The following is a 23,841-nucleotide window of genomic DNA, read 5'->3' as shown; positions in this document are numbered from 1 at the left end:
CGCGAGCAAGGGCTCGCAGGGCCGCAGAGTCGTGGCCGCATGAGGGTGAACGCATGAGTCTGGTTCTCGATCGCCGCAGGTTGTTGCGCGGTGCCACGCTGGCGGGCGGTGGCATGGCGCTGTCGGCCTGGATGCCAGCGTGGGCGCAATCGGTGTCGACCGGGACCGCGCTTCCGGAGCTTTCGGGCGAGGACATCACGCTGCGCATCCAGCGGCAGACGATGACGATCGACGGCCGGCGGACGCAGGCGATCGGCATCAACGGCACCGTGCCGGCCCCGCTGCTGCGCCTGCGCGAAGGCCAGAAGCTTCGCCTGCGCGTGCACAACGACCTCGACGTCGACAGCTCGCTCCACTGGCACGGGCTGCTGCTGCCGGCGCAGTTCGACGGCGTGCCGGGCGTCTCCTTCCCGGGCATCCGCCCCCGCACCCACTTCACCTACGAATTCCCGATCGTCCAGTCGGGCACCTATTGGTACCACAGCCATTCGGGCTTCCAGGAGCAGATGGGGCTCTATGGCCCGATCGTCATCGATCCCGCGGGCCCCGACCCGGTCGCCTTCGATCGCGAGCATGTGATCGTCCTGTCCGACCACAGCCGCGAGTCGCCCGACGCGATCTTCCGGCACCTGAAGGTCGAGCCCGGCTATTACAACCGGCAGCGCCAGACCCTCGCCGGCCTCGCCGCGGGCAAGGACCAGCCGCTCAAGGACCGGCTGCACTGGGGGGCGATGCGCATGGACCCGACTGACATCGCCGACGTGACGGGCGATACCTATACCTATCTGGTCAACGGCCATGGCCCCGCGGACAACTGGACCGCGCTATTCCGGCCGGGCGAGCGGGTGCGGCTGCGCATCATCAACGCCTCGTCGATGACGACCTTCAACGTCCGCATTCCGGGCCTGCCGCTGACGGTGGTGCAGGCGGACGGGCAGCATGTGCGCCCGGTCGCCGTCGACGAGCTCCAGATCGCCGTCGCCGAGACGTACGACGTGGTCGTCACGCCGGCGGAGGATCGCGCGTACACGCTGGTGGGCGAGAGCATCGACCGCTCCGGCATGGCGCGCGCCACCCTGGCGCCGCACGCCGACATGGTCGGGCCGGTGCAGCCGCTTCGCCCGCGGCCCGTCGCGACCATGAAGGACATGGGCATGGGCGACATGCAGCACGCCCCCGCACGCGGTGTCGATCCCACCGCCGAGCAGAACGCTTCCGCCCGGCTCGCCACGTCCGCCGCCGAGCCACCGGCACAAGGCACGGCTCCCGGCGCGATGAGGCAGATGGACCACGCTGCCATGGGGCACGCCGGCATGGATCATGCCGCGATGGGCCACGGCACACCGGCGCCGCACACGATGGAGCATGGCTCCATGAGGATGCGCGACTTCGCCAACGCGCCGCAGGTCGCGCGCGACCCCAGCGTCCAGACCATCGCGCCGATGCCGGTCGACCGCACTGGCGAGCCCGGACAGGGGCTGGCGGACGCCGGCCACCGCGTGCTCGTCTACCGCGATCTCGTCGCGCTTGCGCCCAATCCCGACGTGCGCGCACCCGGCCGGTCGATCGAGGTCCACCTGACCGGCAACATGGAGCGCTACATGTGGTCGATGGACGGGTTGCGCATGTCGGACGCGATGGCGCCGCTGCCCTTCACCCTGGGCGAACGCGTGCGCGTGAAGCTGGTCAACGACACGATGATGGGGCACCCCATCCACCTGCATGGCCACTTCTTCGAACTCGTGACCGGTCACGGCGGCCATGCCCCGCGCAAGCACACGCTGCTGGTCCAGCCCGGCGGCACCGTCACCTTCGACTTCACCGCCGACGCGATCGGCGACTGGGCGTTCCACTGCCACATGCTCTATCACATGGCGTCGGGCATGATGCGCGTCGTGAGCGTGCGACCGGCGGGAGAAGCGGCATGATCCGTGTGCTTTCGTGGACGGCGCTCGCGACCCTCGCCAGCGCTCCGGCCCTTGCGCAGCACCATGGCGCACACGAGATGACGCCCGCCGCCCCGGCTCCCATCCAGCACCACGCGCCGACAGACCCGCACGCCGGCCACCAGATGCCGGCGCCCGCGGCCGATCCGGCGGGGCCGGTCGGCACCGACCTGCCCGCCGGCGATGCGCCGCCCCCGCCTGTCCCGAGCGACCGCTACGCCGACCGCTTCTTTCCGCCCGAGGAAATGGCGCGCGGCCACCATGCGATGATGCAGGAGGGCGGCGGCCAGCGGTACGGCCAGGTGCTCCTCAACCTGACCGAGGTTCAGATACGCAACGGAACGGATGGCTATCGCTGGGACGGCGAGGCCTTTTTCGGCGGCGACATCGATCGCCTGTGGATCAAGAGCGAAGGCGAAGGCAGCTTCGGCCGCGACATGGAGCATGCGGAAGTGCAGGCGCTCTATTCGCGTGCGATCGACCCCTATTTCAACCTGCAGGCGGGCGTACGGCAGGACTTCGGCGTCGGGCCTGATCGGACCTATGCCACAGTGGGGCTTGAAGGACTCGCCCCCTACCAGTTCCACACCGAAGCTGCGCTGTTCCTGTCGACTAAGGGCGACCTGCTCGGGCGGCTGGGGGGCTGGTACGATCAGCGGATCTCGCAACGACTGATCCTGCAACCCCGCGTGGAACTCAACTTCGCGGCACAGGACGTGGCCGCGACCCGCACCGGTTCCGGTCTCAGCGATGCGGAACTCGGGCTGCGGCTGCGCTACGAGCTTCGGCGCGAGTTCGCGCCCTATGTTGGCGTGTCGTGGAGCCGCAAGCTCGGCGACACGGCGCGTCTTGCGCGGGAGGACGGCGACGAAGTGGAAGACACCGCCTTCGCGGCCGGGGTGCGCTTCTGGTTCTAGGCGCCCGCACCTTCCATTTCGCGCGAAATGCCCCATATTGAAGGGATCGGTGGCAATCCGCTTCGTAGGCGCCCTCGACTGAGAGACGCATGCGCTCCCGCTTACAAGCCGGAGACTGCCATGGATCTCAATTACCTGCTGGCACGCCACCAAGTTTCCCTGATGCGGGCGCAAGAGGCGGAAGGGTGTGAAGCACGCTCCGCCCATCGGCGTCTGGCAAGCGAATATGCCGTTCGCATCGACGCGCTGCGGGTCCACCTCGGCGCGACCTCGCCGATCATCGAGGCGCAGTGAACGATGACTGACATTTTCAGCACGGATGTCGCAACGTCAAAGGCCGAGGAGCCGACGGAATCGCCCCAACGGCCGAAGCGCCGCCAGTTCATGAGCCGCTACAAGGCACCGCGGTTGTCGGCGGAAGAGGCCGACCGCCAGGGTCGAGTGACCCTGATGGCGTTCCGCATGCTCGGCGGCCGTGACGAGGCCATTGCCTTTCTCAACACGCATGATCCGGTGCTGGACGGCCGCCCGCTCGACCTCGCGGTCGGAAGCGACACGGGCCTTGCCGCGGTCGAGCAGGCGATCGCCGGGCGTGCTACGGGCGGCTGACCAGCCGAATGTCGAGCACTCCCCTGACGCACGCACCACTTGCCCGGGCAGAAGCCACGCTGAGACGGGGCGCCCGCTTCCTTGCGGCGGGCCTTTATGCCGAGCCTCTGCAGGCGCGGCCCCCGATCCTCGGCCGCTACCGCGCCAAGGTGATCGGCAACGGACTTCGCGAGCTCGACCGTTTCCTGAACGTGCTGGTGGATGAGGTGGCGATCGCAGCCGGGCAGCGAACCTCCCCTGCGGAGCGCAACACCGCGAACAAGCTGCGCGCGCTCCTGGCCAGCGCGGCGCAGCCCGGCGGCGAGCATGCGCGGCTCCGCGCGCTGGGGCGGGCCCGCGACTGCCTTTTCTATTGCAGCGGGATGGTGACACGCGGGGACGTAGCAGGTTCTCCCTGGCTCACGGTCGGCTGGGCCGATGCACCCGATCGTAGTGGACCGCTCAAGCAGTTTCCGGTCGGGGAATGCCTGATCATCACCGCCGACGATGTGGCGGACGTCTGCGATTTCTACCTGTCCATCGCCACCCGCCTCGTGAGGTCCGGCCCGGAGAACGCAATCCAGCCGCGTTGAGCACCGGCTGCAAGGCGCCACGCGGCAGCGGACGCCCAGGTGCGAAGGGTCCTTGTCCGGAAGATCGCACCGGCCTTCCCTTCGAAGCCGCTAATCGCGTCGTGCCTCCGCCGCCGGAACACCGCGCCACTCGCCGCGCTGTCGCGCCGGTTTCGACGCCGCCGCTGCCTGTTCGGTCACGAAGGCCGGCTGCCGAACCGCGGAGATGAAGCGCGCTCTGGTGGAGCAGAGTTGCCCCTGAGCGCTGGGGGCTGGGCGCTGGGTCCTGGGTCCTGGGTCCTGGTTCCTGGGTCCTGGCTCCTGGTGCTGGGTGCCGGATGCCGGGTGCCGGGTGCCGGGTGCCGGGTGCCGGGTGCCGGGTGCCGGGTGCCGGGTGCCGGGTGCCGGGTGCCGGGTGCCGGGTGCCGGGTGCCGGGTGCCGGGTGCCGGGTGCCGGGTGCCGGGTTTCGCGCTTGTCGCCGCCCTGCACAACGCTCCCATCCGCGTGCGCCCCCGCGGCCCGGCCCCGATCGGGCACCGTCCACCGGGACCGGCGGTTCGACAGGCGATACGAGTGGTTTTGGGGTCAGCGCCTCGGGAACCGGGAGCGGGGATGGCACGGACGCCAGCGGTCGGCGCGGCGGGGCAGAACGTGCGATCACGCTAGCGCCCTGGGTCAGGCGCCGGACCTGCGGGATTGAACCTCTCGATCCCGTCACGGCTCCGCAAGCGCGGCACCTCTGGCACGGCCTACCCGGTCTGTCAGATGCGGGCGCCACGATACCATTGCAGCAACAGCCGCGCGAGGAATCGCATATTCCCGATCAGATAGCGGCGCGCCAGGCGGCGCGGCTCCTGGACGAGCCGGAACATCCATTCACACCGGGCCCTCCGCACCCAGTAGGGCGCGCGACGGACCTCTCCGGCGAGGAAGTCGAGATAGGCACCCACCGCCATCGTGATCGCCCCCAGTTCGCGATGATGGGCGGCGCACCAGATTTCCTGGCGCGGATGCCCCATCCCCACCAGCACCAGATCGGGGGTGCTTGCTCGAATTCGGGCGATGAGCTCGGGCGTCTCGGCATCGGTGAAGAAGCCGTGGGCGGTGCCGACCACCCGGTGCCGGGGCGCGCGTTCGCGCAGGGCTCGGGCGGCTTGCTCCGCGACGCCGGGCGCACTGCCCACCAGGAAGATGCGCAGGCTCCCTGCCGCCCGCTCCAACACCTGGTCCACCAGGTCGGTGCCGGCCAGGTTTTCCTGGAACGGTCTTCCGAACAGCACCGAGCTTGCCAGGTCGACGCCGATCCCGTCGTTGACCACCAGCGCCTGGGCGAGCGCGGCGGCAAAGGCCGGGTCGCGCTGCGCGGTGTTGGCCGTGTGGGCGTTGCAGAACGCGACAAACAGCGGACGCCGCGCGGGGCTGGAAAGGCACCGGTCGATCCGGCGCAAAAACTCACGCCGGCAGGACACGGTCACCGAGACCTGCCCAATGCGCCGGCGGCTTCGCCCCAGCGCACGCAGGTAGATGCCGCCGATCGCATCCGCCGCGCCCGTCCAGCCGAAGGAAGCCAGCCGGCGTCGCCGCTCGTCCGCATCCGGTGCCGCCCAAAGCCCCGCGTCTACTTCGGCGAGCGTCCGCGCCACGCTGGCGGGATCGGGAGCGAAGCAGGTCCGGGTGCCATAATCCGCCCGCGCGAGGGTCCGCCGGAAGGCCGGGATATCGCTGAGCACCGGATAGAGACCGGCTGCCATCGCCTCCACCGCTGCGATCCCGAATCCCTCATAGGCCGAAGCGCAGACATAGACGCTGCTGCGCCCGATCAACCCCCGCAACTCGGCATCGCTGGGCCAAGGGTGGACCTCCACCGCCTCCGCCATGCCGGACTGCCGGGCCTGCTCGGCAAGCGCGTCCGGCTCCACCCCCATGGGTCGACCGGCCAGGATCAGGCGCCAGGATGCGTCCTGGCGATGCACCTCCGCGAACCAGCCGATCAGCTGGTCCAGTCCCTTGTTGGGCGCGAGCCGGCCGAAATAGATCATGGTGCGCGCAGCCGGATCGGCGCAGCCGTCGAACTTGTCGAGGTCGACGCCGTTCTCCACGGTCTCCGATCCCTCCGCCCGGATCCTCCGGAACTGCGCCTCGTCGCTTACGCTGGAGGGGATGATGGCGGCGAATCCCCGTAGGCTGCGCCGCGTGACGTGATGGAAGAACAGCCGCTTGGCCCGCGCCGCGAAGGGCGTGTGAAAGAAACCGCCATGTGTCGACAGCACCAGCCGCTTGCGGTGCAGCCCGCGCGTGACGGCGAGGAAGTCGCAAAAAAAGTCGACCCCGTGAACATGCACCAGATCGGCATCCTTGAGCGCACGGAGCACCCCGGGGGCGATCGGGTACCGCTTGGACCCCCACCAGGGCAGCCGCTGCACCTCCAGCCGGTCGATCCACTCCCGTGCCGGCAGCCGCGCCTGCTGCGATTGATCGAAGATGCGGTCCAGGGTCACGATCCGCACCCCCATGCCGGCCGCGCGCTGCTGGAGCGCGAGCTGCCGGACATAATCCTCCATTCCGCCGACGCCCGGCGCGAACTGCCGGACGACGTGGACGACGCGCAGCCCGTGGAGGAGCGCAGGGCAGAATGGCTCGTCGGACACAGACTGCCGGGGCGCTATGCGCAGATCCCGGCCGTGCGGCGGTTCCCGACCGACGCGTTCCTCCTCCGTCGCCCTGAGGCTGCCGGTGAGCTCCTCCCCCCGTGCCATATGGCTCGCGGCGGCTGGACGATCGGCCAAGGCGGGAAGCTGCGGCCCCGGGAGCGCGCGGACACGATCCACGTCGACTGGAGGTTCGTCCCTGAGATCGGCGGCATCCTCCCGGGCCGAGTCGGGCGCGACGGCCATACTCCTGCGGCCGAAGCTTCGAGCCCTCCCCCGCAGCGGCGGCGGCAAGTTAGCGGCCACGGCCTGCCCGCCCTGGACCATCCTGGCTGCGACGTCCGCCGATTGCCACCGACGCGGTGTGCGGCGGAGTGGGGGCAGCACCCCGCCGCACACCTACTCGCCCGAACGCAGCGCCCATTGCAGCTTCCGTAGGACGGCACCATGAAGCGAGTGGTGCAATCGAAGCCGACGCTATGCCGCCACGCCCGGCCGAGTTCTCCCCACGCTTGGGACCTTTAAAGACACGGAACAAGATCCTCTCACCCCGTGGTAACCGCGCGACAAGTTCAATGCGACGATGCGATGATCGCTGTGCATATTCCTGCGGGACCCGGCAAGACCTACAAGCATGGCGTAGCACCTCCCTCGCCCCCTTACGGCCAACGAACTATGGGGAGAGTTTAGCTACCTCATAGCTTCAGGCCAGCGGACTTGGGTTCAAGCTGGATGCTTGTCTATCCGTTTCAAACGAACTGAACGTTGATGTCAGAGACAATCAAAAGAACCTCACTTGGGCGCAGCCTGGACTCATACCATGCCCTGACGTCAGTGAAGCTGTGTCAGAATAGCAACAGCCAAGTTTTCCTGTAGCGACACGATCTTGGATACTTGCAAATCCGCAAGTGTTGGCGTCCTATTGTCCGACATTAAGCGAGCGGCCAAAGCCGCCATAATGACAATCCTGGGGAGGATGTATGATCAAGGGAAGGCGTCTTTGCGTCACCACTTCCGTGCTCGCACTGCTGACGAGCGCACCAGCGGCATGGGGACAGGAAGGGCAGGCCCCGGCGGCGGGCCAGGCGACCACCGCACCATCGACGCCCGATCCGGTGCCGGCCACGACGCCGACGCAGCCGGATGAAGCCGCCGGTGACGCCATCGTCGTTACTGGCGTGCGCCGGAGCCTGGAAAGCGCCGCCGCGATCAAGCGCAATGCGGACGGGATCGTCGATGCCATCGTCGCGGAGGACATCGGCAAGCTTCCGGACACCTTCGCCTCGGCAGCGCTGGCGCGGGTTCCGGGCGTGCAGGTGACGCGTGGCGCGGGCGAGGCAGCGGGGGTTCAGGTTCGCGGCCTGCCCGATCTCTCCACCACCTACAACGATCGCGAAATCTTCACCGCCGAAGGGCGTTTTGTGGCGATCCAGGACTTTCCGGCGGGCACCGTCGCCGCCTTGGAAGTGTACAAGAACGGCACCGCCGACCGGATCGAGGGCGGCATCGGCGGCCAGGTCAACGTCCGCGGCCGCAAGCCGTTCGACTTCAAAGGGCTCGAGGTCTCGGGCTCATTGAACGGGGTGAACTGGGAACAGTCCAGCGAGCTTACCTGGAACGGGAACCTGCTGGTCAGCAATCGCTGGGAAACCGGCGCGGGTGAGATCGGGTTGCTGGTCAACGCATCATATGTCGGACTGAACTATCTGGATGCGACGCGGGAACAGTCGCTCGTGATCGGCACGACCACTGCCGCAAACGCCCCTGCGGCGGGTGCCGGCATCCGCTATCCCGATGCGCAGGGCCGGTTCACCAGCAACGGCGACCGCTTCCGCCCATCGGCCAACGCAGCATTCCAGTGGAAGCCGACGCCGGAGTTGGAGATTTACGCAGACGGCCTCTACCAGGGTTTCCGCAGCAAGGACTCCAATCAGTGGATGTTCGTGCCGATCTTCGGCGGCGCCGGCTTCCAGCTGAACAATCTCACTACCCGAGAAGGCAATGGCAACATTGCCCAGAGCGCGACCGTTGTGGGTGCCAATGCCCCTGACGGCTACTACACCTCTGCCCGGGGCCATACCGACACGTTCCAGGTCGGCGGCGGCGCGATCTGGCGTCGTGGCGGCCTCCAACTCTCCGGTGACGTGGCCTACACGGACAGCAAATACACGTTCAACCTGATCAACCTGGACTATGCCTTCGCAAGCTCCCCGGCGCGCAACGTCGTCTTCGAGTCGCCGGGCCAGGATGGCGGCCCCAGCTTCGAGTTCGTCGACTTCGACGTGACCGACCCCGCGAACTTCATCGCGCGCGGCCTGTTCCAGGAGCGTCTGGAAGTCAGCGGAAAGGACATCCAGACGCGCGGGGACGTGCAGTATGAATTCGACGGCGGCTTCCTGCAGCGCGTCCAGTTCGGCGTGCGCTACAACGATCGCGATGCGACGCGGGACCGCGGCGCACCGTATGTAAACACGATCGGCGGCACCAACGTGCTGGACCTGCGCATCCCGATCTCCAGCCTGCCCGTGACGGTCGAACCCACGCAGCCGGCGTTCACCTATAACGACACGTTCCCGATCCGCAGGTTCGCCGGGGTGTCGGCAAAGAGCCTCAGGGACAATATCGCCGAACTGCGAAACTTCTTCGAGGCACCCGCCGGCCCGCCGGAGTTCAACCCGACCGAGAACTTCCGCGCCAACGAAAAGGCGCTCGCCGGCTATGCGCAGATCAAATACGGGTTCGACCTGGGCGGCTCGATGACCGTCGATGGTCTCCTCGGCCTGCGCGCGATCAAGACCAAGACCCGGATCAGCGGCTTCATCCGCGACGAAACCGGCGGTGCCACGACGCCGACGTTCGTTCCGACGACGGCCAAGAACGACTACACCGATTACCTCCCCAATGTGAGCGCGCGCGTGCGCTTCAACGAAGAGCTTCAACTGCGTCTGGCCTACAACCAGACCCGGACGCGGCCGAACTTCTTCGACCTCAACCCAACCCTCACCGTCGGCCCGCCCCCCACGATCCCGCCCGAGTGCACGGAGGACCCGTCGCTGCCGCAGTGCGCCCCGAACAGCAACCTGCGCACCATCACCGGTGGCAACCCCAATCTGAAGCCGCTCACATCCGACAACTATGACATCAGCCTCGAGTGGTATTTCTCTCGTTCGGGCTCGCTCACGGGCGCGCTGTTCCAGCGCGACGCGCAGGGCTTCATCTCCCGCGTCGCGATTTCGCCGGTCGACATCGGCTATGGCCCGTCGCGGCTCGACCTGCCGGAAAACACGGGCGACACCCGCTTCCGGGGCGCCGAGGTGTCGTTCACCAGCTTCCTCGACATCGACGGTATCCCGGAGTGGATGAAGGGCTTCGGCATCCAGGCGAACGGCACCTACATCGACTCGAAGGGCGATCTCGCCAGCGGTCTCGCAAGCTCCCCCAATGTGCTGGGCGAGCAGCAGCGGTTCACCGGCGTGTCCAAATGGGCCGGCAACCTGGTGGGCCTCTACGAGAAGCCCAACTTCTCGGCGCGCCTCGCCTATAACTACCGGTCGGACTTCGTGAGCTACTACAGCGTCGAGGCACTCGACGTGGGTGCCGATGGCACCCCGCGCACCCGCCCGGTGATCGAGGAAGGTCGCGGCCAGCTCGATTTCTCGACCACCGTCACGCCGATCCCCAGTGTCACCCTCGCCTTCGACATCGTGAATCTGCTGGGCAATCCGATCAAGCGGACGCGCGAGTTCAACGATGCGGGCGATACCTACACCCGCCAGGTCCTCTACCTGGAGCGCGTCTACTCGCTCGGCCTGCGCTTCCGGTTCTGAGCTAGGCGGGCGAGCGTTCGGGCTCGCCTATCCCGCGGGAGCAAACGCCCTGCTCCCGCGGGACCTTCATACCAGTTCGAAGGTGAGCGGCGGCAGCCCTTCCACAACAGCCTCGACGGCATCTCCGCGGTTCAGGGGTGCGACTCCGGAGGGCGTGCCCGTGAAGATCAGGTCGCCGGGCGCCAGTTCGACGTAGGTGGAGAGGATCGCGACGATCTCGGCGGGCGCCCAGATCATGTCGGAAAGCCTGCCCGACTGCCGCGGGCTGCCATTCACCGCGAGCGTGATCGCGGCGTCCCGCGGCACCGGCCCGGGAACAAGCGGGCCGACCGGCCCCGACTGGTCGAAGCCCTTGGCCATGTCCCACGGACGTCCCGCCTTCTTGGCTACCGCCTGAAGGTCGCGGCGGGTGAGGTCGATCCCCACCGCGCAGCCGAAAACCATTTGCTCGGCGTCTTCAACCGGGATGTCGCATCCTCCGGCACCCAGCGCGATCACCAGTTCCACCTCGTGGTGAAGGTCCTGCGTCCGCGTGGGGAACGGGATGACCGTGCCGGTCGGGACGACCGCATCGGCCGGCTTCGAGAAGAAGAAGGGCTGCTGCCGATCGGGATCATTGCCCATTTCACGGGCGTGCTCGGCATAGTTCTGGCCGACGCAATAGATGCGGCGCACGGGGAAACGGGCGCTGCTGTCGTGAATGGCAAGGCTTGGCGCGTGGACGGTGGGAAGCTTCATGAGGCGCAGGATAGCCCCCCCTTGCCCGGCCGGCCAGGGGACGGCCGGCGTTCGCATCCTCCGGACGCAGAAAGGGCGGGGTCCGATCTCCCGAACCCCGCCCCTTCCGGTACGCAGTTACACGATCGCGCTTAGAAGTGCGCGACCAGACCCGCCATCGGGCGGAGGCTCTGGGCGTCACCGAAGGTGGTGACTTCCGCGCGGAGGCGGACGCCAGCGTTGTCGGTGATGCCGCCGAGACCGATGTCCTTCGGGCCGACTTCGAAGCCGAGGCCGTAGGTCATGGCGTGATAGTCAGGGCTGTCCTTGCCGAACGCTGCGAAGTTCACCCACTGGTAGCCGACCTTGCCGTAGATCAGGCCGCTCTCACCAGCGCGAACGCCCGCGCGGCCAGCAACGCCATACTCCCAGTCGATGTCGCCCGAGATGCCCTTGGCGACATTGCCTTCGGCGCCCACGAACACGGGGCCGAGCGGCACGTTGAAGCCGACGATGCCCTGGACCAGGCTGCCGTCGAGACGGCCGCGGGTCGCAGCCGGAATGCCTGCTTCGTTCGGCTCGTTGTCGAACTGCTCCCAGCCACCCAGCACGGCGACATACGGATCGATGCCGAACGCGCGCGAGCCATCGGGGGCCTCGTCCTGCGCATAAGCCGGCATGGCGACGAAGGCGGCGGCGGCGGCGGCCGCAAGCGTGAACTTACGCATACTCTGTACCTCTGTTACTCGTTTGGATCCGGTGTCGTTGGTGCGCCGGCTATCCGAGGCTCCGTTAACCGGCCAGCATCAGGAATGTTGCACCGCGATCGTTTCGCGGCGCCACTCAGTTGGAACCAGTGGCCTTTCGGCAACAGTTCCTGACGCGGGGGTGAACAAAGCGCGCCAACTGCGGCAGGGGAGCCGCCGAAACGTGGCCGAGATGTGGCAATCACGCCTTTTGCATTTGTAAAGCCCGATTGCCTCGGCTCGGCGCAGCCACGGCACCGCTTGCGGCAACAGCGGAACTCCCGCTTGGCAACACCGGTTTGCGGCAGGTGCCATCAGGAGAGCGTATCATGTACAAGACCATGCTGGCCCTTGCCGCCGCCGGAACCGTGCTCGCCACCCCCGCCCTCGCCGGGGATCGGAGCCGGGCGCCGATCTACTCGGACGCGAATTCCCACTATCTCGACTACAAGACCGACATCAGCGAAGCGAAGCGTGAGCTCCGCAAGGACCTGGCGCGCGCGGACGACGAAGCGGACCGGGAGGATGCCTGGGCCGAGTATCGGCGTGAGGTCGCCGACGCCAAACATGATTTCCGCAAGGAAATGGCCGAGGAAGGCCGCCCGATCCGGCGCATCCCGGTCGTGATCGTCGAATAGGATCGCGCATCCATGAAAAAGGGCCCGCCTGCCGAAGTGGCAAGCGGGCCCTTTTCGTATGCGCGTATGGCTGCGCCTTTAGGCGACGCGCGTTCCCGTCATCGGGAAGCTGCCGAATGCACCGGCGCCGACGTCACCCGTGATGGTGTCGCCCTCGATCCGCGCGGTACAGTCGAGCGTCAGCGGCATCGGCACGGTCACCGACACCTTCCAGCGCAGCGTGTCGCCCTCGACCTGGCCGTTCTCGATGTCGACCGAGCCCATCGCGCCGGAATAGGTGCCGGTGAAGCCGCTGCCTTCCTGCCGGATGGTCAGCGTCGCCTGCTGCTCGCCCAGCGGCGTCTTGGTCACCGTATCCCAGCTGCCGTCGATATCTGCCATGCTACGCTCTCCTACTTGCTGCCCTGCGCGCTTGCTGCGGGCTGTGCTGCAACCACCTCGACCGGCAGCCCCAGGCTGTCAAGCTGGGGCCGGACGACCTTGGCGTCACCGACCACGACGTAGACGAACCGGTCCGGGCGCAGCGCCTTGCGGGCGGCTGCATTGAGCTGCGGCAGGGTGAAGCCGCGGTACTTGTCGGTGATGGTCGCGTAATAATCGTCGGGCCGCTTGAGCAGGTCGTTCGAGATCATCGCGTTCAGCACCGCGTCCGACGTCTCGAACCGGCCGGTCAGCTCGCGCGTCTCGCCCGTGATCGTCCGGTCGAACTCCTGCTGGGTCATGCCGTTGGTGGTCAGGAACTCGCGCACGTCCTTTTGCAGGGCCGCGATCGAATCCCCGGTGCGATCGGCCTGGACCGGCGCCGAGATCACATAGCTCACCGCGTTGGGCAGCTGGTTCACCGATCCGTGGGCGCCGTAGGACCAGTGCTTCTCCTCGCGCAGGTCCATGTTGATCCGCGACAGGAAGTTGCCCCCCAGCGCATCGTTCGCGGTGTTCAGCGCGAGCAGGTCGTCGGTTCCCTTCTCCGCCGTCAGCTGCGCGCCATAGATCAACGACTGGGGCGAATCCGGCCGGTCGATCAGCAGGATCCTGGGAGTGGCCTGCACGGGCGCGGATGCGAAGTTCTTGACCCCGGCCTGCCCGCTGGCACGCCAGTCGCCGAAGCCCTTCTCGAGCGCCGCCTGCACCTCGGCGAGCGGCCGATCGCTCGTGACGAAGACCTTCGCCTTGTCCGGGCGCAGCCAGGCGCGGTGGAAGGCGGCGAGATCGTCGCGAGTCAGCGCCTGAACCGCTGCCGGGTCCCCGCTGCCGGCGGCGAGCTTCGCATAGGGCGAATCCTTGCCATAGAGCAGCGGCGGCATCGCGCGGCTCGCCAGACCGCCCGGGCTCGTCATCTCCTGTGCGATGCGGGCGAGCTGCGTCGCCTTCAGCCGCTCCACTTCCGCCGGAGCGAAGGCAGGGTTGCGCACGACGTCGGCGAGCAGGGTCACGCTGCTGGCAAGGTTCGCGCTCGGCCCGCCCAGGCCGATGTAGGTCAGGTCCGGCGAGCTCGAGGAGAAGATGCGGGTGCCGAGGCGTTCCTGCTCCTCTGCCAGCGCCACCGAATTGCGGGTGGTGGTTCCTTCGTCCATCACCGCCAGCGTTAGCGCCTGGGTGCCGAGCTTGCCCGCCGGATCCGCGGCCGCACCCGCGTCGAAGCTGATCGCGATCTGCGTCACCGGCACGGCCGTGCGCTGCGCATAGACGAGTTCGATGCCGTTGGAGAGGCGGCTCCGCTGGATCGCGGGAAAGCTCAGGTCCTGCACCTGGCCGACCGCCGGCATGGCCCCGCGGGTACCCTTTGCCGGACCTTCCGCCGACGCGGGCGTGGGCGCGGCGTTGCCGGCGGGGACCTTGGGCGCCGCCTGCGTCTCCTCATAGGCGTCGCGCGCGCCCGGCTCCACCGTCAGCGCATAGACCGGCCGCGACAGCCACTTGGTCGCCGCCGCCTTGGCACTCGCCGGGGTCGTGGCGGCGAGCCGCTGGAGCTGCTTCTTGTAATAGTCGGGATCGCGCAGATAGAGCTCGCCTTCCGCAAGCGCGACCGCCTTGCCACCGAAGCCGCCGACCGCCTCCAGGCCCGCGACGGTGCCGGAGACGGTGACGGTGGCGACCCGCTGCACCTCCTCCGCCGTCGGGCCGGTGCGCAGGAAGTCGGCCACGACCTGGTCCAGCCGCTGTGCGGCAAGCTTCGCATCCACGCCCGGGCGCACGTCCATGCTGATCACGAACATGCCCGCCTGCGCGAGCGTCTGGTTGGAGGCGGAAACCGAGACCGCCAGCTTCTCCTGCCGTACCAGCACATTGTCGAGCCGCGAGCTGCCCAGCCCGCCGAGCGCCCCTGCCGCGACGTCCAGCGCGGTCGCATCGGCGCTGTCCATGCCCGGCACCGCCCACATGCGCATGACGCGGGTGGTGGCGACGCGGTCGCGCATCGTCTCGACCTTGGGCGCAGAGAGCGTCGGCACGGTGATGGCCGGACGCGCCGATTCCGGCCCCTTCGGAATGCTGCCGAAATACTTCTGCACCAGCGGCCGCGCCTCTGCCGCGGTGATGTCCCCGGCGAGCACGAGCACCGCATTGTTCGGGCCGTAGTGGCTGCGGAACCAGGTCTTCACATCCTCCAGACTCGCCGCATCCAGATCCGCCATCGAGCCGATCACGGAGTGATGGTACGGGCTGCCTGCAGGGAACAGGCCCTCGGTCATCTTGTACTTGACCAGGCCATAGGGCTGGTTGTCGCCCTGACGCTTCTCGTTCTGGACGACGCCGCGCTGCTCGTCGAGCACGCCCTGGGTGATCGCGCCGAGCAGATAGCCCATGCGGTCGCTTTCCAAAAACAGGGCGCGGTCCAGTGCCGCCCGGGGCACCGTTTCAAAATAGTTGGTGCGGTCGAACGAGGTCGTGCCGTTGAAGTCGGTCGCCCCCACTTCGCGCAGCGGCGCGAAGAAATCGCCGGGTGCATTCTCCGATCCGTTGAACATCAGGTGCTCGAACAGATGCGCGAAGCCGGTCTTGCCCTTGGGCTCGTGCTTGGAGCCGACGTCGTACCAGGTCGAGACCGCGACGATCGGCGCCTTCCGGTCGGTATGGACGATCACGGTCAGGCCGTTGGGCAGCGTGAACTTCTCGTGGGGGATGTCCACCGGACGAATGAGCTCCGCGAGCGGTGCGGCCGGCAGCTGCGCCGTGGGCGCCGGTGCCGTCTGCGCCGGAAGCGGCGCGCCCCAGGCGACGGAGCCGCTGGCGAGTGCAGTGGAAGCGGCAAGGGCATAGGCGAAGGAGCGGAACATGAAACCTCGCGATCGGAGCGGAAAGCGCGAGCCTATGGGCTCACGAACTGACTGACAACGAAAACTGCGGCTCGTCGTACGAAATCATCGCGTCGTCGCAGCCCGGCATTTCGAGGGGCGCGTTGTCCGCCCCTTACTCCTGGAAATGATATTCAATCGGCACGATCACCCACGCCAGATCGGACGGCTTGCCGTCCACCTCCGGCGGATAGATCCGGAACTTGGGCGACGCCGCCAGCGCCGCCGCGCCGAAGCCGCTTCCTGCCGGCGTCTCCTTGAGCACCGAGCAGTTGCGCAGGTGTTTATTCCTCTGGACCCGACAGACCAGATAGGCCGTGCCCGAGATGCCGCGCTTGCGGACCTCTGAAGGGATCGACGGGTTCAACTCTCGAAAGCCGGGGCGCCGGACCCAGCGCGCTACCGTGATCGCAGGTTCCGCCCCGCCGCGCCCACTGCCGACGCCCGTGCCATCCCCGCTCCCGCTACCGGTTCCCGAGGCGCTGGCCCCAGACCCGTTGGCATCGCCCGTCGAACCGCCGTTCCCGCTCGACGGTGCCGCGATGGGCGCGGGTGCCGCGGGGCGCACGGGCACCAGGGGCAATGGCGGGGGCTCGACAGCCTGCTGTGCGGGTATGGAAGCAGGAGGGCTCCCTCCCCGGCTGCCCCCGGCAATCTCCTGCGCAGGCGGCGCCTGCGGCTGAGGCACGCGCTGCTCGGTGGGCTGCAGAAGAGGTTGCGGCGGTGGAGGCGGAGGCGGAAGCTCCCAGAGGGTCAGCCTGCGCTGTTCGGGCCCCGCAGTCGGCGGAACCGGTGCCCACAGCCACAACAGCAGCAGAAACGCCAGGAGATGCAGCAGGATCGCCGAGCCGAACCCCGCCGTCCGCATCCACAGGGGTGCGCCGGGAGGCTGACGGGAAGCAGCGGCGTACTTCACCGCATCAGAGTAGCGGCCGCCGCAGCAGCCGCAAGCATCGAAACGGGTCCGCCCTCCCCTCGCGATCGCCCGTGAGCGCCGGGCGTCAGCCGCCCTCGACGCCGGTGAAGGCTTCGTTGTCCACGAACGCGATCGGGAACCGCTCCCCTGCGCCAGCCGCGGCGAGGATCTTGAGCACGTCCTGCATGCAGGTCTCGGCGGCCTTCGCGTCCGGCTCGAACCGCACTTCCTGCTTGGTGGCGGCCCAGCGTGCCGTCGTCGCGCGCAGGCCGTCGAGCGTGACGGCGACGCCGTCGATGGTGGGCTTGCAGGGGCCGGCCGGCACAACCAGATTGACCGACGGCGGCGGTGGCGCATCCTGAACGGCAGCCAGGGTCAACAACGCGAGTGTCAGCATCACGCACCTCTTGTGTTGCATAAAAGCAACACCACCTTGGTTCCCGAAGATAACAGGGATTTGTCATGAACCTAGAGAAATTCACGGACCGCGCGAAGGGCTTTCTCCAGGCGGCGCAAACCGTCGCCATCCGGCTCAACCACCAGCGCATCGCGCCCGAGCATCTGCTGAAGGCGCTGCTCGAGGACGACCAGGGCATGGCCGCCGGGCTGATCGAGCGCGCCGGGGGCGACCCGCGGCGGGCCGTGGCGGACACGGACGCGGCCCTGGCGAAGATCCCCGCCGTGTCGGGCAGCGGCGCGCAGCAGACGCCCGGGCTCGACAATGATGCGGTGCGCGTGCTCGACCAGGCCGAGCAGGTCGCCCAGAAGGCTGGCGACAGCTATGTCACCGTCGAGCGGCTGCTGCTCGCCCTTGCGCTTTCCCCCAACACTGCCGCGGGCAAGGCGCTTGCCGCCGCAGGAGTGCGCGCCGAAGCTCTCAACACCGCGATCAACGATCTGCGCGGCGGCCGCACCGCCGACACCGCGACTGCCGAGGACCGCTATGACGCGCTGAAGAAGTTCGCGCGCGACCTGACGGAGGCGGCGCACGCCGGAAAGCTCGATCCGGTCATCGGTCGCGACGAGGAAATCCGCCGCACGATCCAGATCCTCGCCCGCCGCACCAAGAACAATCCGGTTCTGATCGGCGAGCCCGGCGTCGGCAAGACCGCGATCGCCGAGGGCCTGGCGCTGCGCATCGCCAACGGCGACGTACCCGACACGCTCAAGGACCGCACGCTGATGGCGCTCGACATGGGCAGCCTGATCGCCGGCGCGAAGTATCGCGGCGAGTTCGAGGAGCGGCTGAAGGGCGTGCTCGACGAGGTGAAGGGCGCCGAAGGCCAGATCATCCTCTTCATCGACGAGATGCACACGCTGATCGGCGCGGGCAAATCGGAAGGCGCGATGGACGCCGGCAACCTGCTCAAGCCCGCGCTCGCCCGGGGTGAGCTGCACTGCATCGGCGCCACCACGCTCGACGAATATCGCAAGTACGTCGAAAAGGACCCCGCGCTGCAGCGGCGCTTCCAGCCCGTGTTCGTGGGCGAGCCGACGGTCGAGGACACCATCTCGATCCTGCGCGGCCTGAAGGAGAAGTATGAGCTGCACCACGGCGTGCGCATCACCGACGGCGCGCTGGTGTCCGCGGCGACCCTGTCGAACCGCTACATCACCGACCGCTTCCTGCCCGACAAGGCGATCGACCTGATGGACGAGGCCGCCTCGCGCATCCGCATGGAGGTGGAGTCCAAGCCCGAGGAGATCGAGACCCTCGACCGCCGCATCATCCAGCTCAAGATCGAGCGGGAGGCGCTGCGGCGTGAGAGCGACGCCGCCTCGCAGGACCGGCTCGCCAATCTGGAGGAGGAACTCGCCAACCTTGAGCAGCAATCGGCCGAGCTCACCACCCGCTGGCAGGGCGAAAAGGACAAGATCGGCGCCGAGGCGAAGCTGAAGGAGCAACTCGATGCCGCGCGCGTCGAGCTGGAGCAGGCGCAGCGCCAGGGCGATCTCGCCCGCGCCGGCGAGCTCTCCTACGGCCGCATTCCCGCCCTCACCCGCCAGCTGGAGGAGGCGCAGAGCCAGACCAAGGGCGCCATGCTGCGCGAGGAGGTCACCGCCGACGATATCGCCGCGGTGGTCAGCCGCTGGACCGGCATTCCGGTCGACCGCATGCAGGAAGGCCAGCGCGAAAAGCTGCTCCACATGGAGGAGCAGCTCGGCAAGCGCGTGATCGGCCAGTCGGAAGCGGTGCGCGCGGTCTCCACCGCCGTCCGCCGCAGCCGTGCGGGGCTACAGGATCCGAACCGTCCGCTCGGCTCGTTCCTGTTCCTGGGGCCGACGGGCGTCGGCAAGACCGAGCTGACCAAGGCGCTCGCCGAATTCCTGTTCGACGATCCCAACGCGATGGTGCGCATCGACATGAGCGAGTTCATGGAGAAGCACGCGGTCGCGCGGCTGATCGGCGCCCCTCCGGGCTATGTCGGCTATGAGGAAGGCGGCGTGCTGACCGAAGCGGTGCGACGCCGGCCGTATCAGGTCGTGCTGTTCGACGAGGTCGAGAAGGCACACGGCGACGTGTTCAACGTGCTCCTCCAGGTGCTGGACGACGGGCGCCTGACCGACGGCCAGGGTCGAACGGTCGATTTCTCGAACACGATCATCATCCTGACCTCGAATCTCGGCAGCCAGTATCTCACCAACCTTGCCGAGGGCCAATCGGTTGAGGATGTCGAGCCGCAGGTGATGGACGTGGTGCGCGCGCACTTCCGCCCGGAATTCCTCAACCGGCTGGACGAGATCATCCTGTTCCACCGGCTGGGCAGCGCTCACATGGCGCCGATCGTCGACATCCAGGTCGGTCGCGTGGCGAAGCTGCTGGCGGATCGCAAGATCACGATCCACCTGACGGACGCCGCCCGCGACTGGCTGGGCCGGGTGGGCTACGACCCCGTCTACGGCGCGCGGCCGCTGAAGCGCGCCGTCCAGCGCTACCTGCAGGACCCGCTCGCCGACCTGATCCTGAAGGGCGAGGTCCGGGATGGTTCGACCGTAACCGTCGACGAAGGCGAGGGCGCGCTGCGGCTGACGGTCGACTGAGGGGCGGGCGTTGAGCGAGAACTCGCTCGGCAATGCTGACGAAAAAAGGGCCGCCTCTTCCGAGGCGGCCCTTCTTGGTTGGGTCGAGGTGATTCTTTAGAAATCGACCTTCGCACCGACGCGGATGAAGCGACCCAGAATGTTCGCACCCGCCCATGCCGGGTTGTACTGACCCGTGCTGTACGCAGCGCTCGGATCAAACGGTGCCTTCAGATCGAGGACGTTCAGGATGTTGGTGTACAGCGTGAACTTGTCGTTGATCTTGTAGCTAGCCGTCAGATCGACGTTCCAGGTTTCCGGACCTTCGCACAGAACCGGGGTCACGCCATCGCGATAGGTGACGACCGAAGCGCCGATGCTGGCAAGGCAGTCGCCCTTCACACCGTCATAGTCGATCGACGCGAGGTCGTAGCCGCTGGTGTAATAGGCAGTGGCCGTGATGGACGCATCGCCCATGACGAGGGTGTTCTGCCAGCTGCCGCGCCACTTCGGAGCACCCGAGCACGAAGTAACGTCGCACGGGCTGAGCGTGCCGTCATACCGCTGGACGTTGCCGGACTCGGTGATCCGCTCGAACTTGAGCAGATACGTCGCCTCCAGGCTGCTGATGAAGGTGATGTTGTCGTTGATCGGGAACTCGACGTTCGCGCCGAAGTCGATGCCCGACACCTTCTGGGAGTCGCCGTTCTGGAACGAGGACTCGATGAAGCCCAGGTGCGGCAGCGCATTCGGGAAGTTCACGTCCGCGATGCCCGGGCGAACCGCGATCCCCGGGATGTTCACGACGCCGTTGTTGGCATAGTACTGCTCGAACACGCCCGTGTCGTCGGCAGCGCCGATGATGCCGTCGATGCGGATGTTCCAATAGTCAACCGTCAGGCTGACCCGGCGCATCGGCTCGAAAATTGCGCCCACCGTCCAGCTGGTCGACTTTTCCGGATCCAGGCTGGGGTTACCCGTCGTCGTGTTACCCACGGAGAACTGACCCGTCGCATAGTCGTTGCCGCCATGCGCATTGATGAACGCCAGCTGCGCCGGGTCATTGCGGTCGAGCTGCCGAGTTACGTAGCCGGTGGTCGGAAGACCGAAGGCTTCGTTGAAGCTCGGGATGCGGAAGCCCTTCGAATAGGTACCCCGCAGCGCCAGCTCGCGGATCGGGGTGAACTTCGCGCCGATCTTCGGCGAGAAGTTGCTCTGGCCCGACGAGTAGTCGTCGTACCGGCCCGAACCGTTGATCTCGAGCTGCTCGAGGATCGGCGCGTTGATTTCGAAGAACGCCGAGCGGACGTTGCGGCTGCCGATCGCACCCACCGAGTTCACACCGTAATAGCGATCATACGGCGAGGAGTCGTTCTGCGGGTTCGCACTCGGGTTGTTGATCGACTCGTGACGGTACGAGACGCCGACCGCGGCCTGGAGCAGACCACCCGGCAGCCGGACGATACCCTTGGTCAGAGTAGCGCTTGCCTGCCACAGATCGGATTCCGAACGGGTGCTGTTGAGCGGCGCGATATAATCGCGAACCTCCTGCGAGTTCAGCTCCGGGTTGACGAAGTTGTACGTGCCGCGTGCGACCACATCCATGATCCGCTGCGGGATCAGGAAGTTCGCCTGGTTGATGTCGAGCTGGACGTTCGACGCAGTGAAGTCGGCTGCGTAGTTCCAGTCGCTTCCGAACGAGCCCGAGATCCCAACGACGCCGCGCAGCGCGCGTGCCTTGGACTCGATGATACGGGGCTGGTCGTACAGCGACAGGATCTGGGCGCGCTGGCCGCTTGCCGCGTACGGGTTGTTCGGGTTGAGCGTGCCGTTGGTGGCATTGCACCCGGTGTCGAGCATCGTGAGCGACCCCACGCCACCGGCGCAGACATACACCGGGAGGTAGAGCGGGTTGAGCAGGACGGTGCCCGGCGGGGTGGTCTGGTTGTTGAAGCCGAGCGGCGAAAGCTGCGTCTTCGTCTTGGTCTGGTAATAGTTGGCGATCGCATACACCTGCGCGCGATCACCGACGTTGGCGGTGAAGCGACCGGCGAAGCCCAGGCGTTCCTGGTCGGGCAGCAGCTGCGAATACTGGTTCCGGAAATCCTGCTGGCACTGAATCGAGCCTGCCGTGGCCGACTGGCTCGGCAGGACGGTGACGGCGGTAAGATCACGGCAGCCCGCGGCGGCGTTGATCAGGTTATAACGGCCGGTGCCTGCACCCGCATCATTCACGGGACGTGCAACAGGGACGGTGGTGGAAAGCAGACCGTTGAAGCCGCCGTCGACGTTGAAGCCGTTGCGAATGCCATTGGCGCGGCAGGTGGTGGTGCCGGGAGCGATGGCGGTCTGGGTGATGTTCCCATTGGCGTCGCGCACTTCCGGGCGGCCGATCGACGGGGCGCACTGGCTGCTGAGATCCGCCGTGTTGTACGGGAATCCGCGGTCACGCGCATAGAGCGCCTCGTTCCGCTGATACTCGCCGTTGATGTAGAAGTTGAAGCCCTGCTCCTTCAGATCGCCGTAGCCCCAAGTCGCGTCGAACCGCTGCTCGGCCGCGTCGCCGCGATCCGAGATGCCGGCGGAGCCGTTGAGGTGGAGCCCCTCGATCTGCTTCTTGGTGATGACGTTGATCACGCCCGCGACCGCGTCCGCACCATAGGTCGAGGATGCACCGTCGCGCAGCACTTCGATCCGGTCGATGATCGCGCTCGGGATGGTGTTCAGATCGACGAAGTTGCGATGGCCGTCGTCCGCGAGCGGATACGGCGCCATGCGCAGGCCGTCGAACACGGTCAGCGTCGACTGCACCGTCAGGCCGCGCAGCGATACGGCGTTTGCGCCCGTCGCGAAGTTGCTGCCGGTGTTCCAGCCCTGCGAGATCGTGCCGGCGCCGTTTGCCGAAACGCGCTGCACCGCTTCTGCAACCGTGTTGATACCGCGCTGTTCGAGGGACTCGGAGCTCAGGACGGTGACGGGCGACGGGGTTTCCGCGTCCGTACGACGGAAGAGCGAGCCGGTCACCACGATGTCGGCGCCGGTCTCCTCGGTCGCCGTCTCTTGCGGAGCAGGCGCGGGGACCGTGGTGGCCTCATCGGGAGCGACAGTGGTGGCCGTCTGAGCGAATGCAGGCGCAGTCACGCCGATCAGAGCAAGAGCAGAAAGTGCAGTGGTTCCGCGCAGGACGGTGCGCTTCGTGGAAGAACTCATCAACTTGTTGTCCCCCTGTGTGCCCGCACGCTGGTCCGGGCATCGGAATTACAGGCGCCCTTACGCCCGCATTCCCCAGGGATGGCTCGCGAATACCGGACTGTAAAGAAAGTTGCGTCGGCCGCGAAATTTTCTGTCGTGCGTGTAGCAGAACCGCAACAAAGGGTGCCGCGGGTTACAAGAAGCTCGCCCGCAGGCCGTCGATCACGAACTGTGAGGCGAGCGCCGCCAGCAGCACGCCCAGCACGCGGGTGATCACCGCTTCGATCTTGGCACCCAGCAGGCGCATCAGCGGGGCGGCGGCGAGCAGCGCGACGAGCATCAGCAGGAGGTTGCTGGCCAGGGCGGCGAGCACGACCAGCTTGGCGGTGGTGCCGTCGGTCTGCCCCATCAGCAGCATCACGCTGGCGATGGAGCCCGGTCCCGCGATCATCGGCATCGCCATCGGGAAGATGGAGACGTCCTCCACCTCGTGCGTCTCGATGATCTTGGCGGCGCGGTCCTCGCGGCGCTGGGTGCGCTTCTCGAACACCATCTCCAGCGCGATCAGGAACAGCATGATGCCGCCCGCGATGCGGAAGCTGTCGAGACTGATGCCGAGCGCATGAAGCAGCCCGCGGCCGAACAGCGCGAACACCAGCAGGATCGCGGCCGCCGTCAGCACCGCGCGGATCGCCATGCTGCGGCGCTGCACCCCGCTCGCCCCCGCCGTCAGCCCCGCATAGATCGGGGCGCAGCCGGGAGGATCGATCACCACGAAGAAGGTGATCAGGGCGGAGATGAACAGCTCGAGCACGGCGG

17 protein-coding genes are annotated in these 23,841 nt (G+C 67.3%); 8 read left to right on the top strand and 9 right to left on the bottom strand.

Annotated features, from left to right (window positions below; translation table 11 throughout):
* Positions 1-53: 53 nt before the first annotated feature.
* The 5 genes from MHZ35_RS06805 to MHZ35_RS06785 all read left to right on the top strand — a co-directional run bounded on the left by MHZ35_RS06805 (position 54) and on the right by MHZ35_RS06785 (position 4,044).
* A complete protein-coding gene (locus MHZ35_RS06805; protein ID WP_239434931.1) occupies positions 54-1,928 on the top strand; it encodes a copper resistance system multicopper oxidase in 1,875 nt (624 codons plus the stop codon).
* Positions 1,925-2,863: a copper resistance protein B gene (locus tag MHZ35_RS06800; protein WP_239434930.1), complete on the top strand. Its 939-nt coding sequence runs from the start codon at positions 1,925-1,927 to the stop codon at positions 2,861-2,863. Before MHZ35_RS06805 ends, MHZ35_RS06800 begins: the two co-directional genes overlap by 4 nt.
* A 120-nt stretch (positions 2,864-2,983) precedes the next feature.
* Positions 2,984-3,157, top strand: coding sequence for a hypothetical protein (locus tag MHZ35_RS06795; protein ID WP_239434929.1), 174 nt, complete (start codon positions 2,984-2,986; stop codon positions 3,155-3,157).
* A 3-nt stretch (positions 3,158-3,160) separates the two neighbouring features.
* The gene (locus MHZ35_RS06790) at positions 3,161-3,472 is read left to right on the top strand and encodes an antitoxin Xre/MbcA/ParS toxin-binding domain-containing protein (RefSeq protein WP_239434928.1); all 312 of its coding nucleotides are present in this window, start codon (positions 3,161-3,163) and stop codon (positions 3,470-3,472) included.
* An 8-nt stretch (positions 3,473-3,480) separates the two neighbouring features.
* Complete coding sequence (locus MHZ35_RS06785) at positions 3,481-4,044, top strand: hypothetical protein (protein ID WP_239434927.1); 564 nt, start codon at positions 3,481-3,483, stop codon at positions 4,042-4,044.
* A gap of 741 nt (positions 4,045-4,785) precedes the next feature.
* Here MHZ35_RS06785 and MHZ35_RS06780 read toward each other — a convergent pair.
* Positions 4,786-6,672: a WecB/TagA/CpsF family glycosyltransferase gene (locus tag MHZ35_RS06780; RefSeq protein WP_239434926.1), complete on the bottom strand. Its 1,887-nt coding sequence runs from the start codon at positions 6,670-6,672 to the stop codon at positions 4,786-4,788.
* Between the two features lie 980 nt (positions 6,673-7,652).
* Between MHZ35_RS06780 and MHZ35_RS06775 the strand changes: the two genes are divergently transcribed.
* On the top strand, positions 7,653-10,499 hold the full coding sequence (locus MHZ35_RS06775; RefSeq protein WP_239434925.1) for a TonB-dependent receptor: 2,847 nt from the start codon (positions 7,653-7,655) through the stop codon (positions 10,497-10,499).
* 66 nt (positions 10,500-10,565) lie between these two features.
* On the opposite strand, the gene MHZ35_RS06770 is transcribed toward MHZ35_RS06775, so the two are convergent.
* Both MHZ35_RS06770 and MHZ35_RS06765 read right to left on the bottom strand, forming a co-directional pair.
* On the bottom strand, positions 10,566-11,237 hold the full coding sequence (locus MHZ35_RS06770; protein WP_239434924.1) for a fumarylacetoacetate hydrolase family protein: 672 nt from the start codon (positions 11,235-11,237) through the stop codon (positions 10,566-10,568).
* A 131-nt stretch (positions 11,238-11,368) separates the two neighbouring features.
* Positions 11,369-11,944 carry an outer membrane protein gene (locus MHZ35_RS06765; RefSeq protein ID WP_132884353.1) on the bottom strand — a complete coding sequence of 192 codons (576 nt, stop codon included), beginning with the start codon at positions 11,942-11,944 and terminating at the stop codon, positions 11,369-11,371.
* A 347-nt stretch (positions 11,945-12,291) separates the two neighbouring features.
* Between MHZ35_RS06765 and MHZ35_RS06760 the strand changes: the two genes are divergently transcribed.
* Positions 12,292-12,600: a hypothetical protein gene (locus MHZ35_RS06760; RefSeq protein ID WP_239434923.1), complete on the top strand. Its 309-nt coding sequence runs from the start codon at positions 12,292-12,294 to the stop codon at positions 12,598-12,600.
* Positions 12,601-12,678: 78 nt separating this feature from the next.
* On the opposite strand, the gene MHZ35_RS06755 is transcribed toward MHZ35_RS06760, so the two are convergent.
* The 4 genes from MHZ35_RS06755 to MHZ35_RS06740 form a co-directional block, all read right to left on the bottom strand.
* Positions 12,679-12,981 (bottom strand): hypothetical protein, encoded by a 303-nt coding sequence (locus MHZ35_RS06755; RefSeq protein WP_125961647.1) that lies wholly within the window; start codon positions 12,979-12,981, stop codon positions 12,679-12,681.
* Between the two features lie 11 nt (positions 12,982-12,992).
* On the bottom strand, positions 12,993-15,875 hold the full coding sequence (locus tag MHZ35_RS06750) for a M16 family metallopeptidase (RefSeq protein WP_239434922.1): 2,883 nt from the start codon (positions 15,873-15,875) through the stop codon (positions 12,993-12,995).
* Between the two features lie 133 nt (positions 15,876-16,008).
* Positions 16,009-16,260: a TonB family protein gene (locus tag MHZ35_RS06745; RefSeq protein WP_239434921.1), complete on the bottom strand. Its 252-nt coding sequence runs from the start codon at positions 16,258-16,260 to the stop codon at positions 16,009-16,011.
* Between the two features lie 634 nt (positions 16,261-16,894).
* The gene (locus MHZ35_RS06740) at positions 16,895-17,206 is read right to left on the bottom strand and encodes a hypothetical protein (RefSeq protein ID WP_239434920.1); all 312 of its coding nucleotides are present in this window, start codon (positions 17,204-17,206) and stop codon (positions 16,895-16,897) included.
* 65 nt (positions 17,207-17,271) lie between these two features.
* Between MHZ35_RS06740 and clpB the strand changes: the two genes are divergently transcribed.
* Positions 17,272-19,851, top strand: a complete 2,580-nt coding sequence (clpB, locus tag MHZ35_RS06735; RefSeq protein WP_239434919.1) for an ATP-dependent chaperone ClpB — start codon at positions 17,272-17,274, stop codon at positions 19,849-19,851.
* Between the two features lie 96 nt (positions 19,852-19,947).
* Here the strand turns inward: clpB and MHZ35_RS06730 are convergent, their stop codons facing one another.
* The gene (locus tag MHZ35_RS06730; protein ID WP_239434918.1) at positions 19,948-22,971 is read right to left on the bottom strand and encodes a TonB-dependent receptor domain-containing protein; all 3,024 of its coding nucleotides are present in this window, start codon (positions 22,969-22,971) and stop codon (positions 19,948-19,950) included.
* A 244-nt stretch (positions 22,972-23,215) separates the two neighbouring features.
* Positions 23,216-23,836 carry a MarC family protein gene (locus MHZ35_RS06725; protein WP_239434917.1) on the bottom strand — a complete coding sequence of 207 codons (621 nt, stop codon included), beginning with the start codon at positions 23,834-23,836 and terminating at the stop codon, positions 23,216-23,218.
* Between the last annotated feature and the right edge of the window lie 5 nt (positions 23,837-23,841).

Source organism: Sphingomonas sp. ACRSK, assembly GCF_022346685.1.
GTDB classification, from domain to species: Bacteria; Pseudomonadota; Alphaproteobacteria; order Sphingomonadales; family Sphingomonadaceae; genus Sphingomonas; species Sphingomonas molluscorum.
Note: the sequence above shows the minus strand (reverse complement) of the source record. Positions and strands in the feature narration are given on the sequence as shown.

Coding starts and splice junctions, on each gene's coding strand:
- MHZ35_RS06805 (WP_239434931.1), top strand. CDS start 54: ATGAGTCTGGTTCTCGATCGCCGCAGGTTGTTGCGCGGTGCCACGCTG.
- MHZ35_RS06800 (WP_239434930.1), top strand. CDS start 1,925: ATGATCCGTGTGCTTTCGTGGACGGCGCTCGCGACCCTCGCCAGCGCT.
- MHZ35_RS06795 (WP_239434929.1), top strand. CDS start 2,984: ATGGATCTCAATTACCTGCTGGCACGCCACCAAGTTTCCCTGATGCGG.
- MHZ35_RS06790 (WP_239434928.1), top strand. CDS start 3,161: ATGACTGACATTTTCAGCACGGATGTCGCAACGTCAAAGGCCGAGGAG.
- MHZ35_RS06785 (WP_239434927.1), top strand. CDS start 3,481: ATGTCGAGCACTCCCCTGACGCACGCACCACTTGCCCGGGCAGAAGCC.
- MHZ35_RS06775 (WP_239434925.1), top strand. CDS start 7,653: ATGATCAAGGGAAGGCGTCTTTGCGTCACCACTTCCGTGCTCGCACTG.
- MHZ35_RS06770 (WP_239434924.1), bottom strand. CDS start 11,237: ATGAAGCTTCCCACCGTCCACGCGCCAAGCCTTGCCATTCACGACAGC.
- MHZ35_RS06765 (WP_132884353.1), bottom strand. CDS start 11,944: ATGCGTAAGTTCACGCTTGCGGCCGCCGCCGCCGCCGCCTTCGTCGCC.
- MHZ35_RS06760 (WP_239434923.1), top strand. CDS start 12,292: ATGTACAAGACCATGCTGGCCCTTGCCGCCGCCGGAACCGTGCTCGCC.
- MHZ35_RS06755 (WP_125961647.1), bottom strand. CDS start 12,981: ATGGCAGATATCGACGGCAGCTGGGATACGGTGACCAAGACGCCGCTG.
- MHZ35_RS06750 (WP_239434922.1), bottom strand. CDS start 15,875: ATGTTCCGCTCCTTCGCCTATGCCCTTGCCGCTTCCACTGCACTCGCC.
- MHZ35_RS06740 (WP_239434920.1), bottom strand. CDS start 17,206: ATGCTGACACTCGCGTTGTTGACCCTGGCTGCCGTTCAGGATGCGCCA.
- clpB (WP_239434919.1), top strand. CDS start 17,272: ATGAACCTAGAGAAATTCACGGACCGCGCGAAGGGCTTTCTCCAGGCG.